General features: G+C 42.2%; 10 protein-coding genes. 8 read left to right on the top strand and 2 right to left on the bottom strand.

The genetic code is table 11. The features are described from left to right. Positions 1-2 precede the first annotated feature (2 nt). From ACFQ1M_RS01120 to ACFQ1M_RS01150, 7 genes are all read left to right on the top strand, one after another. Positions 3-1,343, top strand: a complete 1,341-nt coding sequence (locus ACFQ1M_RS01120) for a hypothetical protein (protein ID WP_386402598.1) — start codon at positions 3-5, stop codon at positions 1,341-1,343. Positions 1,344-1,432: 89 nt separating this feature from the next. Further along, positions 1,433-2,170: a 23S rRNA (guanosine(2251)-2'-O)-methyltransferase RlmB gene (gene rlmB, locus ACFQ1M_RS01125; protein WP_386402600.1), complete on the top strand. Its 738-nt coding sequence runs from the start codon at positions 1,433-1,435 to the stop codon at positions 2,168-2,170. 193 nt (positions 2,171-2,363) lie between these two features. Next, positions 2,364-5,678, top strand: a complete 3,315-nt coding sequence (locus ACFQ1M_RS01130; protein ID WP_386402602.1) for a VCBS repeat-containing protein — start codon at positions 2,364-2,366, stop codon at positions 5,676-5,678. A gap of 192 nt (positions 5,679-5,870) precedes the next feature. Continuing rightward, entirely contained in the window at positions 5,871-8,990 is a 3,120-nt protein-coding gene (locus ACFQ1M_RS01135) for a SusC/RagA family TonB-linked outer membrane protein (RefSeq protein ID WP_386402603.1), read from the top strand. A gap of 24 nt (positions 8,991-9,014) precedes the next feature. Continuing rightward, positions 9,015-10,547 carry a SusD/RagB family nutrient-binding outer membrane lipoprotein gene (locus ACFQ1M_RS01140; RefSeq protein WP_386402605.1) on the top strand — a complete coding sequence of 511 codons (1,533 nt, stop codon included), beginning with the start codon at positions 9,015-9,017 and terminating at the stop codon, positions 10,545-10,547. Positions 10,548-10,559: 12 nt separating this feature from the next. Then, a complete protein-coding gene (locus ACFQ1M_RS01145; protein ID WP_386402607.1) occupies positions 10,560-11,408 on the top strand; it encodes a hypothetical protein in 849 nt (282 codons plus the stop codon). 14 nt (positions 11,409-11,422) lie between these two features. Continuing rightward, on the top strand, positions 11,423-12,424 hold the full coding sequence (locus tag ACFQ1M_RS01150) for a hypothetical protein (protein ID WP_386402609.1): 1,002 nt from the start codon (positions 11,423-11,425) through the stop codon (positions 12,422-12,424). Positions 12,425-12,529: 105 nt separating this feature from the next. Here ACFQ1M_RS01150 and ACFQ1M_RS01155 read toward each other — a convergent pair whose 3' ends face one another. Next, complete coding sequence (locus ACFQ1M_RS01155) at positions 12,530-13,270, bottom strand: rhomboid family intramembrane serine protease (protein WP_386402611.1); 741 nt, start codon at positions 13,268-13,270, stop codon at positions 12,530-12,532. 122 nt (positions 13,271-13,392) lie between these two features. On the opposite strand from ACFQ1M_RS01155, the gene ACFQ1M_RS01160 reads away from it, so the two are divergent. Further along, positions 13,393-14,673, top strand: coding sequence for a replication-associated recombination protein A (locus ACFQ1M_RS01160; RefSeq protein WP_386402613.1), 1,281 nt, complete (start codon positions 13,393-13,395; stop codon positions 14,671-14,673). On the opposite strand, the gene ACFQ1M_RS01165 is transcribed toward ACFQ1M_RS01160, so the two are convergent. Next, positions 14,674-15,459 carry a hypothetical protein gene (locus ACFQ1M_RS01165; RefSeq protein WP_386402615.1) on the bottom strand — a complete coding sequence of 262 codons (786 nt, stop codon included), beginning with the start codon at positions 15,457-15,459 and terminating at the stop codon, positions 14,674-14,676. It lies immediately after the preceding gene. Between the last annotated feature and the right edge of the window lie 63 nt (positions 15,460-15,522).

The following is a 15,522-nucleotide window of genomic DNA, read 5'->3' on the forward strand; positions in this document are numbered from 1 at the left end:
ATATGAAAAGCATAAAACATTTGTTTGCCATAACGTGTGCCGGTGTCTTGCTACTTGCGTGTAGTGCAGATGACAAAACGGTGGATACCGTGACCGCAAACACAACATTTGGAGCTGTTCTCAGAACGATCGACCAGGATGGTGCCTTCGATATGTTCAGAGTCCAAAACTCCTTGGACCTTGAATTAGAGGAACAAGACAAAGAGGGCGGTGCCCTGCTAGATCGAGTAGAGTTGACTGTCAGCTTTATCGATAATAACTTCTTAGATGAAGATAATGAAACTGATAGAGAATCGGTATTGAATACACCTTTCGGGACCATTCAAAGAGATGCCTTTGCTCCTGGTGGTGATTTGGGATTACTTAGAACTTCCTATTCATATACCATGCAAGAGGCGCTCACAGCTATGGGAGTCAACCTAACACAAGTGTTGCCTGGTGACCAGATCGCCCTTGACCTAGAATTGTTCCTAACGGATGGTCGGTCTTTTGATGCTTCTACCGCTTCGGGTAATGTGAGTGGAGGATCTTTCTTTAGTTCTCCATTCCAATATACGCTGACTATAGACGATGGCGTTGATTTTTCTATCTCCAACGTTAGAGCTGAAGGAATAACAGTTGCCGACGCCACAGGTATCAACATCAATCCAACGGCAACCAATGGTTCGTACCACGTGGATATCAGTATCGACGATGACGAGGATGGCGCCCAGCTGCAGACGCTTAATATCTATCGAGAGTTCGTTGATCGTTCTATTGACGATACGGGAACTGACCTTTCACAAGATGAAGCGCTCTTCGATTCATATACGATCTCTAGTTTACCATTAGTTGATGGTGCAAGAACCTTGAATCTCGAGTACACATTGATGAGCCTGTATAATGGCTTAACGTTCACTGACCTTGGATTGAATGATGAATTCAATTTGAGGTACGAGCTTGTGACAGCCGATGGAAGAATCATTACTACCGATAGCGATGGATCTGAATATTATGTTCGCATCAATGTGCTCGACTGTAATCTCTTGAATGCTACCGCACCCGTTTCAGGTGAATACACGATCAAATTCTTTGACAGCTTTGGTGATGGATGGGATGGCGCAGAGATCACCGTTTCTATAGATGGTGCTCTTCCAGCAACTCCATATACGTTGTTAGCTGGCAGTGCAGGTGAGGCAAAATTCACAGTGCCAGATGGAGCAACAGATCTTGTTGTCTCTTATGTTGATGGTAATTTTGAAGAAGAACACAGCTATCAGATCATAGCACCAAATGGCTTTACGGCCGCCGAGGATGGTCCTAACCCTAGAGTCGGCCCAATTCCACTAGCAGTTTGTGAATAATTAGATGCTTGATCATCATAAAAAGCAGGTTCTAAATTTGGAACCTGCTTTTTTATTAATTGTATTTTTGCAAAACACAATCCATCAGAATGACTGAATTGACCAACATCTATGGCCTACGAGCCATTATCGAAGCTATAGAATCTGGAGAGAACATCGACAAGATCTTTCTTCAACGTGGCCTAAAGGGTGATCTGTTCAAGAGACTAGAGCAACTAAGCCAAAATAACAACATCAACCTTTCTTATGTTCCACAACAAAAATTGGACCGTTTGTCCAAGCGCAACCATCAAGGAGCCATCGCGTATATCGCCCCGATCGCCTTTGTGGATATCGACGATCTTATCACTAACGCTTTAAATACCGATCGACCTCCGCTGTTCTTGCTTTTGGATCAATTGTCCGATGTCCGAAACTTTGGTGCTATCATTAGAACCGCCGAATGTACTGGTGTGAACGGCATCATTATTCAAAAGAAAGGTGGAGCACCCATCAATGCAGACACGATCAAAACCTCGGCTGGCGCGATATTCAAAATTCCTATCTGCAAAGTCGACCATATCAAAGATGCTATTTATCATCTTCAATCTGCCGATATCCAAGTAGTGGCCGCAACAGAAAAGGCCTCAAAGGACATCTATGATCTAGACCTCAAATCGGCAACAGCTATTGTCATGGGCTCAGAAGGTAAAGGAATTAATCCTTCAGTACTAAAGATCGTAGACCATCATGGGAAACTACCAATTCTGGGAGAGATAGCGTCTTTGAATGTATCGGTGGCCTGCGGCGCCATTCTTTATGAAACAGTAAGGCAACGCAAACAATAAACACTTCCGCAGTAAGTGCACACGGCATTCATCGAAAAAACATATTGATATCAAGTACCTTTATCCGCTAAAATAACCAAATGGCACGTGCGATTCTCGCAATAATTTGCCTGACGACAGTAAGCTTTAAATCTTGATTATCGATTAAAAATTTATATCTTTCAATCCAATAAATTTCATCCTTTTTAGACCAATGAGAAAACTTCTTTTGTGCATATCGGCATTGTATATTTCCCTTAGTTGTATGCACGAAAAAAAGTCCATTGCAAAAGAGGAAAATTCAGAAGTCGTCTTCGAAAAGATACCATCTTCAACAAGTGGAATTGATTTCGCCAATACGATCACTCATGACGTAGCGACCAAGGAAAACCTTTTTGACTATGATTATTTCTATAACGGTGCCGGCGTTGGAATGGCAGACATCAATAACGATGGCCTGCTCGACCTTTTCTTCTGTGGCAATCAAACTCCAAACAAACTTTATCTGAACAAAGGCAACCTCAAGTTTGAGGACATTTCAAAAAAGGCTGGTATCAACAAAGGAAAACAATGGGCAAATGGCGTGACTTTTGCCGATGTTAACAATGACGGTTGGCTGGATATTTATGTGTCCCAAGGAGGACCAAAAAACAGACAGGCCCGGAAGAATCTCCTATTTATCAACCAAAAGGACAACACCTTTAAAGAACATGCCGAGACGCTAGGATTAGCCGATCAAGGCATCAGCACACAAGCTGTTTTTTTTGATTATGACAAGGACGGAGATCTGGATTGTCTGGTCTCCAATGAAAATGAACTATATGGTCTTGGGCCTATCCCCTTCTATAAAAAAGTACTGAGTGACCCAGAACTCCTATATTATAGCTGCGCACATCTCTACAAGAATGAAAATGGAAAATTTGTGGATGTTACTCAAAACACAAATTTGATGCAGCCAGCATTTGGGCTTGGAGCCATTGTAAGTGATATCGACGATGATGGCTGGTTGGACATCTACATTGCCAATGATTATTTTATTCCAGACGCCATCTATATCAACAACAAAGACGGAAGCTTTACCGATCGCGTAAAAGAATTGACCAATCAGGTTTCCTTTTATGGTATGGGTGTAGATATGGCAGATGCGAATAACGACGGACTTCAAGATATTTTTGTCCTTGATATGGCCTCTTCCGACCACGTGCGATCAAAAACACTCATGGCCTCGATGAATGTCACCCAATTTGACCTATTGACCAAAACGATCAATTTCCCGCATCAGTATATGTTCAACTCATTACAGTTAAATGTAGGAAACAACAAATTTCATAATATCTCACAATTGAGTGGCCTGTCCAAAACAGATTGGAGTTGGGCCGGTCTCCTCGTTGATCTGAACAATGATGAGGACAAGGATATCTATGTCACCAATGGTTACCGACGCTATGCTCTGGACAACGATTCTAAATTAAAGATAAAGGAGGAACAGAAACGTTATGGAGGAAAGGTGCCTTTACGGATAAAGAAACAGCTTTATGACGCGCTTCCCTCAGAAAAATTATCGAATATCTTATTCGAAGGCGGCAACGGTCTACACTTTGAGAACGCCACCAAAGCGTGGGGCCTGTACGATCCATCGTTCTCAAACGGTGCCACCGTAGGTGATCTCGATAACGATGGTGACTTGGAGATCGTGGTGAACAATATGGATGAACCTGCATTTTTATATAAGAATCTTTCTAACGAAAAGCATCTTGGAAACTATTTGACAGTAAACCTGAATGCCAAACTCTCTGAATGCTTTGCAAAAGTAAGTTTACATTACGATGGCAAGCAACAACTTGTCGAAACCAAAAGAGTGCGCGGCTATTTATCAGCATTGGAAAATAATGCTCATTTCGGACTCGCTTCAACCAAGACCATTGACACTGTTAGAGTGGTTTGGCCTTCTGGTCTGTATGAGGAAAAATATGATGTTGCTGCAAATCGATCGATCACCTTTAACGAAACAGACGCGACGACAGCCTTTATTAAAAGAGAAGACATCTCCGACCTTAAACATGTTGAGCCAAAGACCTTGGGACTTGAATTTGTGCATACAGAAAATGAGTATTCCGACTTCGAATCTGAAATACTTTTACCTTACAAACAATCTACGCTGGGACCATTTATCACCAAAGGAGATCTTAATGGGGATGGGAAGGAAGACCTCTTTATCGGAGGAGCGGCTGGTCAAGCTGGCGCTCTGTTCATTCAGAATAGTAAAGGATTTGAAAGAGTGAGATCAAAAGCACTAGAGACAGACGCACCATGTGAAGACATGGAGGCGCTGTTTGTAGACATCGATAACGATGGCGATATCGATCTCTATGTCGTTAGTGGTGGCAACGAATTTGATGAAGGAGATGCTAGGTTAAAAGACCGACTGTACCTAAATATCGATGGCACCTTACAAAAGGCAGATGATTCAGAACACCTTTCCCCCTATTTCGGGAAATCGATCGCTGCCATAGACTATGATAAGGATGGTGACAAAGATCTGGTGATCGGCAACAGAATAATAACGAAGAATTATCCCAGATATGCACCTTCCATCATCTATGAGAACGTTAACGGTACGCTAAAGGACGTAACAGAGAATATCGCGCCTTCACTTAAGGATATTGGCATCATTAACAAGGTGATCGCTACAGACTTTAATAATGATGGCTGGGAAGATCTGATCGCTGTTGGAGAATGGTCGCATGTCGCCCTTCTTAGAAATGAGCGGGGGACATTTAAAGACGTATCTGGCGAACTGGGCCTGAAGGATACTAAAGGATGGTGGTTTACTGTAAAAGAGACCGATCTGAATAACGACGGATTCAAAGATTATGTGGTAGGCAATGTTGGACTCAATATCAAATTCAAAGCTTCGTTTGAAAAACCGCTGAAGGTATTTGCCAATGACTTTGACAACAACGGCACTCCAGATATCGTCCTAAGTAAAAAATACAAGGACGACTATGTGCCTGTACGGGGTAGAGAGTGCTCATCGCAACAGATGCCATTTATCGCCGAAAAATTTCAGAGCTATAGCGAATTTGCCAATGCCTCCCTAGTTGACGTATACGGAAAGGGCATCGATACGGCCTACAAGGCGGAGGTGAATGAATTTAGGTCTATGGTGCTGCTCAACGATGCAGGGCAGCGTTTCAAGATGCTACCACTCCCCGAAATTGCCCAAACCTTTCCTTTGATGGATGCTTCCTTCTTTGACCTTAACAAGGATGGTTTCGAAGATGTGATTCTCGTCGGTAATATCTACAACACCGAGGTTGAAACTCCTCGTTTGGATGCAGGCGCTGGTTTGGTATTGTATGCCAATGGCATCGATGGCTACGAAACAGGGTTGACATCAGGATCACATCTACATATACAAGGTAACTTGAAATCGTCTTCCATCATCAAACACCAAATACTCGAAAAATATCTACTTCTCTGTGGAAGAAATGATGGGCAAGTGGCAGTGAAACACATTTCGCAATAACACCATCATTTATTTGCCTACCTATTTCCCGTAGATTTTTGAGCAAAAAACCCTTGTCCAAGCTGAGAAATTCGCATGTAACGTATAAATCCAATTAATATTTCATAAGATTTATAACATTAACATATAAAAACTTGGAAAATTAACACACTTTCAAGACTTTTGGTTAAAATTTTATAAAATAACCGCAACATGAAAAAAACTTTCCGTAGAATTTTAACACTATTGATAGTGTTTATGACGCAACTAGCGCTTGCACAAGAAAAGACCGTGACGGGTACTGTTTCTGATGAGAGCGGAGTTCCGTTACCTGGGGCCAATGTTATAATACAAGGGACGTCAACGGGTACAACCACAGATTTTGATGGAAACTACGCCATCCAAGTAAACCAAGGCCAAACGTTGGAGTTTAGCTATGTAGGATATGCGACACAAGCTATACCTGTAGGATCTAACAACGCTATTAACGTATCACTTGCACCCGACAACCAACTAGAAGAGGTGATCGTGACCGCTGTCGGTATCAAAAGAAAACCCGATGAGATCACTACGGCCTATGAAAGTCTTAAATCGGACGAGATCACCGCTGCGAACAACCCAGATGCTGTGCAGGCATTAGCCGGTAAGGTCTCTGGTCTACAGATCAACACCACGGGAGCTGGAGTTACACCAAACACACAGATCTTATTGAGGGGTACTAAATCTTTGACAGGAGATAATGAAGCATTGATCGTAATTGACAATGTGATTTCCACGGCAACCGTATTTGCCAACCTTGACCCAGAGGTCATCGAATCGGTAAACGTACTTAAAGGCCCTAACGGAGCTGCGCTTTACGGTTCTCGAGGTGGTAACGGTGTAATCATTGTAAATACCAAAAAGGGAAACAATGCAAGAGGAAAGGTCACTGTAGGTATCACCTCATCGGTGACGTTCGAGGATATCGCCTTCTTACCAGAATTACAAGATCGATATGGTAAAGGATATTGGGGAGAGATCGATGCTTTTGATCAAGGTTCTTGGGGGCCAGAGTATGACGGTTCTACACAACCGGTAGGATTGCCATTCCCAACCTTTAACGATTTTAGAACGTATACTTACGAATTTATCGAAGATAACATCGACCCATTTTTCAATACAGGTATCACCACTCAAAATACGATCACCGTATCCGGTGGGGATAATGAAGGTTATTTTACGCTTTCTGGAAACAAGAGAGATACCGAAGGGGTTCTTCCTGGTGATAAGTACGTAAAAGATTTCTTCACTTTAAATGGTGGGAAAACATTTGGAAAATTAGCAGTAAGTGGTATCGCCAGATTTACGAAAGAGAAACAAAATACGGTATCTGCATATGACAACGACTCAGATCAAGTAGATGAGAGAAACGTATATCAGCAATTATTACAAGTTCCTAGCGATATTGTCATCGAGGATTTTAGTTCTGGAGACAATGGCGACCACTGGACGGCTTTTGGTGATAGTCCATATTGGGTATTGAATAACTCGAGATTCAATCTCAGAAGAACTATAACCGATCTATCGGGAGAAATATCCTATCAATTCAGCGACAATATATCTTCGGTATTACGAGGTAATGTCGTAAATTCTGATTCTGACTTCATCGATTACCTAAATGCCTATACAGCTCCTTTCACTATTACGGGAGATGGTAGAAACATCCAATCGAATCTTGAAATTCAAACTGCTAGAAGTGAGCGATACTATATCGATCTCATCAATAACTTCAACTATACATTGACCGACAATATCGAATTAAAATCTTTAATCGGTTTTAACTTTACCGAAGCAAGATCATTCGTTCAAAATACCTTTGGGTCGCAGCTCACTGTTCCAGGATTATATGTTTCTAGTAATATTTCTAGTGGTATCAATATTCAAGACAGGCGAACGGCACAAAGGTCTAATTCGATTTTCGCCAATGTGGATTTGAGCTATAAGGACTTTCTGTTTCTTAATTTGACCGCAAGGAATGAGTGGAATTCGTTACTTCAATCATCTTCTACAGGTAGTACAGGGGATATCGGCATTTTCTATCCTTCTGCGGGTGTTTCTTTTATTCCAACCAAGGCTTTCCCTGAGATGAAAGGTAAATTCTTGCATAAGGCAAAGCTTTCAGGTTCCTACGTACAAGTAGGTAACTTAGGTGCACTTGACCCTCATGATCTTTTTGATGTTGGAATACAGGCAAATGGTTTTCCATATTCTATTACCGGACTTAACTCTTTTGTAGCTCCTGCGACGACCTCTTCCGCGACTCTAGAGCCTGAATTTGTTACAACTATTGAAGCTAATCTTAACTTAGAGCTTCTTAACTTGAACGGCTATCCAAGAATCACGCTAGATGGTTCCGCATCCTTCTATACCAACGACAACCAGATACTTGGCACTAGCGTGTCTAGTTCAACAGGTGTTAATACAGCAATCTTGAATGTTGGTGAAACTGAAACGAAGGCATTCGAAGTGGACCTAGGCTTAACACCCCTAAGAAATGAAAATTTCAACTGGAATATCAATCTTGGCTATAGTACCGCGCAAACCACTGTAAATAAAGTAACAGACCAATCCAGCTCCTTACTAACTCGAGGAGGTGTTCCGGGAATCTATGCTATCGAAGGCCAAGAATTTCCATTGATTCAAGGTACCTTTTATGAGCGTGACGACCAAGGACGTGTAGTCCTTGATGCGGATGGCTCTCCAAGAGTAGGTTCGGGAATCAAAGTTCTTGGACAAGTAAATCCAGATTATATCTTAAACTTTGCAACGCAATTCTCGTATAAGGGCTTCACTTTTAGTGCAACTGCCGATTATAGAACGGGACACTCATTCTATTCTAACATCTATAACAACCTTACTGGTCAAGGAAGAAGTTTTGTAACTGCCGAAAACGGTCGTGGGCATTTTATCTTCCCTAACTCTACAGTAGCAGGAAGCGGTGTTACGAATACTACCCTACTTACAGGTCCATCTTATGGAGGTCCTTCGGAGTATGCCGAGTATCAGTCGTTTATTCAGAGTCCAGATTTTCTGGGTGTAGATGAAAACTTTATCGTGGATGCGACTGCCTTTAAGCTAAGGGAGGTATCTATCGGATATTCTATCCCAAGCAAATTCCTTGATAAAACTGTATTTCAAGCAATTTCCTTTGGTATTAGTGGAAGAAACTTGTTGATCGTTTTACCTAAGGAAAATCGAGGATATAACGATCCTGAATTTGGAACTGGAATCGGAAATTTTGGAGCAACGCCTCCAACCAGATTTTACGCAATGAATGTTAATTTAACTTTTTAAGTAATGACTATTAAATCAATAGCGATGAAAACTCTCAATAAATTATTAAGAATAGCTACAGTAACTGGTTTAATATGTTTCACTACTATATCCTGTGAGAATGTATTGGTCAACGAGGACCCTAACGGAACCATCATAGACGATCTGTCTCCTGAGGTGGTAATGCCAGGGGCTCAAACCAGACCGAGCCAAGTTTTTATGACACGAATGAATCAGTTGGGAAATACCATGATCGCCACTTGGTCCGGTAATGCCCAACAAATTCAAGCACCTTTTTTTACTGAATTCTCCTATCAGATCACCCCAGACTTCTATGATGAAATTTGGGATAGAATGTTCGTGAGAGCTAGTAACCTTACCAATATTTCTAATTTTAGTGGCGCTGGTAACTATGACTATTTTAAGGCCGCCGCTAAGATCCTTAGAGCCTTTTACTTTCAATATCTAGTTGACATCTATGGCGATATCCCTTATACAGAATCGCATCTAAGAGGAGACAATCTCTTCCCAAGCTATGATGACCAAGAAGATATCTACAGACTGTTGGTGGACGAAGTGGATGAGGCCATTGACCTGATCAACAATACCGATACCGCAACCGCTATCGATATGGGCGGCAATGATGTAATGCTAAATGGAGATATGACTGGTTGGAAAAAGTTTGGTTATACCGTGAAGTTAAGACTGCTAGTTCGTTTGATGGAACTTGCAGAAACCGATGGAGCGACCCAAACGTATATCCAAGAGGAGTTTGCCAATCTAAACGGCCCAGATGCTATCTTCCTTGACCTTGGAGAAGATGTTACTATCAATCCTGGCTATAGCGATGAAAGCACACGTATGAATCCATTTGCTGAGACTTTTGGTTACGATCCAGGGCAGTTTGGAAATCAGGCCAGCGCTACAGTTAGCAATGTAACGGTAGGACCTACCACCTTTTTGGTAGAGTTTTTAGATGGTACTTCCAATGGTGTAGTGGATGGACGCTTATCGCGACTTTATACGATCAGAGGAGGGCAAACAGCCATCCAAGGCAATACGCAAGGAGGTCCAGGACAGCCTTCGCGTTTAGGCCTTGGCCTTTTGAGTTCTCCTGACCAAGATGGTTATATCATGACAGCCTCTGAGTCTTTGTTCTTGCAGGCAGAAGCCGTACAAAGAGGCTATCTGACCAGCGGAGATGCCAAGACCTTGTTTCAAGATGGCATCAGAGCCTCCTTTGACCGTCTTGGAGCTTCAGGTGTCACTACATATTTGACGAATTCGGATAACGTGGCCGGCATTGGCTGGGACGGATCGACCGACAAGATCGAAGCGATCATCACACAAAAATGGATCGACCTTGGTGGTACTAATGGTCTAGAGACTTGGATAGAGTTCAATCGAACTGGATATCCAAGCAATATGCCACTTCCAGAATTGGCAAGCGAACCAACACAACCAAAACGTATTCTATATCCAACTTCGGAGTATTCTGGAAATACTGCTAATGTGAGCGCTTTTGGACAAACAACGGCTTCAGCATTTAACACCAGCATTTTCTGGGATGTAAACTAAAAAAAAGAACAGATGAAAAACATAAAATTCTTATTCATTGCCTTTATAAGTTCGCTAGTAGCGGTTTCCTGTCTTGTAGATGACGAGCCCTCTGAACTGGAAAAAGGCTTCGCTACCGGCGAATATGTCGCTGGTTTTAAAAATACCACGGCAGAGACCAATTTTCTCACCGACGGTCAGGTTGGTTCTTTTAGTCTGCCTGTTGATCTCTTGGCAGGTCAAGTATTTGCCAATACGCCACAGATCGATCTTACTTTCGAGGTGGATGCTTCTAGCACCGCTGTAGAAGGTGTCGATTTTGATTTTGTATCGACAAGCAGAGTCGTAAGCATTCCTGCAAGCCGGGATTTCGCAACTATCGATTTCAATATTTATACAGAGAATATCGAGCCATTGGCACCTAAAACGATCGTTATCAGATTGGTGAACTCTAGTAATGGTGTTATTTCTGAAACCCAACAGACAGCTACCATCATCTTAGGAGGTATCTGTTTCTCAGATGTTGGAGGAACCTTCAACGTAAGTGTTGAAAGAATTGAAACAGGTGCTACTTGGAATTATACCAACGAAGTCATTTCGCAGATTGGAGAAGGACTTTACCTTTCAGGCTCTACAGGACAATTTGGCCCGCAAGGTTCTAATGACCTAACTACCTTTGGAGCGCCAAGAAATGGTTTCGTCTTTGAAGAGAACTGTGACATGATCACTATTGAATCTCAAAATTTAGGAAACTTCTTTAGCAATCAGGTAGAAGGTTCAGGAACCGTAGATGATGCTGGAAATCTTACAATGACCGTGACCATAACACCGTTATTTAGTGACCCAGTAGCAACGTACAACATCGTTTATACCAAACAATAAAATCTTATTCAACAATGAAAATATTTATAGATAATATTAAAAAGTCACTATTGGGAGGTGCGGTTCTGTGTCTATTGCTTGCATCATGCCAAGAGGATGACTCTATCGCAAGGCGAGGCAAACCCACCATTAGCATTGAAAATAGGGTCGTAACGGTGACAGAAGGAGAAACCGCAAGTTTCAATCTTGAGATGGAGTATGCCGTAAATCAAAAAGTGGACATCAGAATCGACTTGTTAGATGCGCAAGGAAATCCTGCGATTGTCACCCAGCCTATCGGCTCTCCAGACTCTGGTAACGGATACGAGCGAATTCCTTTAGAGGACATCAACGTACCTTATCCCACTTGGTTCGAGGCGGGGTGGTTTCAATTTGGATATTTAGGAGGAACTGGATATGTTGCCACCATAGCTCCATATACCAAAAACTTCCAAATAGATATAGAAACCTTGATCGATGCGGTACCCGAAGGAACCGAGACTTTCAAATTTAGACTTACAGCGACTTCGTTGCTGGAGGCTGTTATCGACGAAACGATCACGGTGAACGTGCAAAATTTTGTAGGTGACGAATTAGGACTTGGACTAGAATGGGAATCTACCGACGCGACCTTTGATCCTTGTAGTATGGACATGGATATCTTTTTGAGTGATTTCTCGGTGTTTACCTTTACTGGAAACTGCCCTGAATTTCTCTTCAATCCAACAGACCCTGGTCTTGAAGTTACCACGGTTTTGGCAGATGGGGTCTACACAGTTGTTGCGGATCTTTGGGATAATGGTGGTGCGAATTTCGTAACTCCACCTTTCGATATTCCAATCACAGTTCAAATATTTAAGCCTGGAGGCTTTAGCACTACCTTAGAGTATCCTAATTTGTACGATTCCACCCATGGCGAAAGTGCTGGTCCTGGAGGAGGTACAGGTCTAGGTGAAGAGGTCGTGGCAACCATTCGCGTTCAGAATGGTCTTTACACGGTATTAGACCGGGATGGAAACATCGTCGCTAGAGAATAATACACGTTGCGATCACAATAATAAAAAAGGCCATCCTAATCGGGTGGCCTTTTCTTTTATCTTTATCTTCCAATCGCTATTGGTTTGCCGAATCTAATGCTATCCTTATAGCGTGTGGTCTTGATTTTGACGCCATTGTTCTTGAATGCGTTCTATTTCTTCCAATTCTTCCATTCGTTTCTGCTCACTCTCAGAAACAAAGTTTCCCTCTTCATCGAAATGTTGCATAAAAGGGTCATTGTCCTCATCATAATTTTCATCCTCCCACACATATTGTTTCGGTTGAATGATCGCCCTTCTGTAAAGCACAGCGAACAAAAGACCTGTCACTGCTCCCGATAAATGACCTTCCCAAGACATACCAGGTTTCACAGGAAAAATATACCATATCATGCTTCCGTATAAGAATACGACCAACATTGAAAGCGCGATCAGCCGATAGTTTTTGGCCAATATTCCTTTAAAAAATATAAAACTGGCCAATACATAGATCAGTCCACTCGCTCCGATATGATTGCCATATCCACCGATCAGCCAAGTGAAAAAACCGGAGAGTAGGATACCGTAACCTAGCACTTTCCAACTGATAGTGCGATAGAAGTAGAAAAGTGCTGCCGAAAGTACCATTAAAGGAATCGTGTTGTTCCAAAGATGACCCACATCACCATGCAAAAAGGGGCTCATCACAATTCCGATGAGTCCTTCCAACTCCAACGGGCGAATACCGAAACTCTTTAAACCAAGACCAAATTCTTTATCGATCCAAAATACGTACCATATCAAAAGCCCAAAGAGCATAGGATAACCTACAACTCCTGATGTGAATTTAAAATCTTGGCTTTTCATTTCCTATAAATTTACAAATCAGCACTCAAAAACTTAGCCAAGGCGACCAACTGTGCTATTTTGACAGTATATGTTTATATCTAAGCTAAAAATAAAATACACAAAAGCAGTATTTTTATACTATGAATAATCAACCTTTAGCAGAGCGCATTCGACCAAAGACATTGGCAGATTATATAAGTCAAGATCATTTGGTTGGCGAATCGGGTTCGCTCACTGCACAAATAGAAAAAGGCATCATCCCCTCGCTGATCTTTTGGGGCCCTCCTGGTACTGGAAAAACCACTTTGGCAAATATCATCGCTTCGGCGACAGAGCGACCCTTCTACACTTTGAGCGCGATCAGTTCGGGAGTTAAAGATGTAAGAGAGGTCATAGAAAAAGCCAAGCAGAGCAGCGGACTCTTCACCACAAAGAATCCAATACTATTTATTGATGAGATCCATCGATTCAGTAAATCACAGCAAGACTCGCTCCTGGCTGCTGTAGAAAAAGGATGGGTAACGCTTATTGGTGCAACTACGGAAAATCCGAGTTTTGAGGTGATTCCGGCTCTATTGTCCCGTTGTCAGGTCTATGTGTTGAATCCTTTTGGGAGATCAGATCTCGAAAAACTCTTACATCGAGCGATCAAAGAAGATGAAGAACTAAGCAAAAAGAACATTGAACTCAAGGAAACCGAGGCCCTGCTTCGACTTTCGGGTGGTGATGGGAGAAAATTATTGAACATCTTTGAGTTGGTGGTCAATTCTGAAACATCTGACGATATTGCGATCACCAACGACCTGGTGCTTAGTAAAGTCCAAAAAAACACGGTGCTATATGATAAAACTGGTGAACAACACTACGATATCATCTCTGCATTTATAAAATCGATCAGGGGCAGTGACCCCAACGCCGCGGTTTATTGGTTAGCAAGAATGATCGAAGGTGGTGAGGATGTAAAATTCATCGCTCGTCGCCTACTAATTTTGGCATCGGAGGATATCGGCATGGCAAACCCTACCGCCCTCGTCATTGCAAATAATACCTTTCAGGCGGTAACGACCATCGGTTATCCCGAAGCACGCATTATTTTAAGTCAATGTGCCGTATATCTAGCGACTTCAGCAAAAAGCAACGCGAGCTATATGGCTATTAACGAAGCACAGCGACTAGTGAGACAAACCGGTGACCTTCCCGTTCCCTTATCGATACGAAATGCACCCACAAAATTAATGAAGGACCTTGGTTATGGTGAAGACTACGCCTATGCGCACAACTATGAGCACAATTTTGTCGCACACGAGTTCTTACCTGAAGAGATTAGAGGCAATAAGCTTTATGAACCGGGAAATAACCAGCGCGAAAAGGCACTTCGCGATTTTTTAAAGAATCGATGGAAAGACAAATACGGGTACTGATCAGAGTTTTAAGTTGATGACCTTATTACTTGTGGTATTTCCGTCATATTCCGAAAGCACCCATACACCCTCTTGCTTGAATACAATGGCATTTCGATCTTCGACAATGAAAACATCTTTTTTACCCGAAAACAACAGCTTCATCACTACTTTGGGTGTAGCATCGACTACCTGATACCCGTTGGTCATCAGTTGGCCATAAAGTACATCCTTATGCGTATCTTCAACATCTATCAAATTCTTTACAGCTGCGGGGCTGTCAGTTTTATCACTGGTTGCTTCCTTTACAACTGCTTTCACTTCATCAATGGGCTGGGGTGTTACCTTCTTCGTTTTTCTTACGGTGACCGATGTAGGATCATAAGTGTAATTTAACGAACTAACGCCTTCAAATGCCTCTTTCAACGCCTCATTATAGGCTTCTCTATACGCCTTCTCCCTACTTGTTCCTTGTGGTGAGGTATAAATCACGTCGTTCTTACAATCCTTTAGCACGATAGTAAGTTTTGTAGTGAACATGCCTTTTTCCTTAAGTACATTTGCTCGAAGTCCCGAACATTGATCATCCGCCAGTTCTGTTGGAAGTGTTTCGGTATCATATAGGACCTCAAAACCCTCATTTTTGAACAAAAACCGCGTCAACGAATTCAGTCGGTACTGGTCGGCCTCACTTAAAAAATCAAATTTCTGAGGAATGATCACATACTTGTAACTGTTTAGTTCTTGGGCTGAAATTTGTGCTACAACGAATAGAAGAAGAAAAGATACTACGGTTTGTCTGAACATGGTCAAAAAGGTTTTTCCCTGCGGGGATCATAAAGTTAAAACATACTTGGACGATTGCGGCAT

This window comes from Sungkyunkwania multivorans (assembly GCF_042675645.1).
Lineage (GTDB): Bacteria > Bacteroidota > Bacteroidia > Flavobacteriales > Flavobacteriaceae > Sungkyunkwania > Sungkyunkwania multivorans.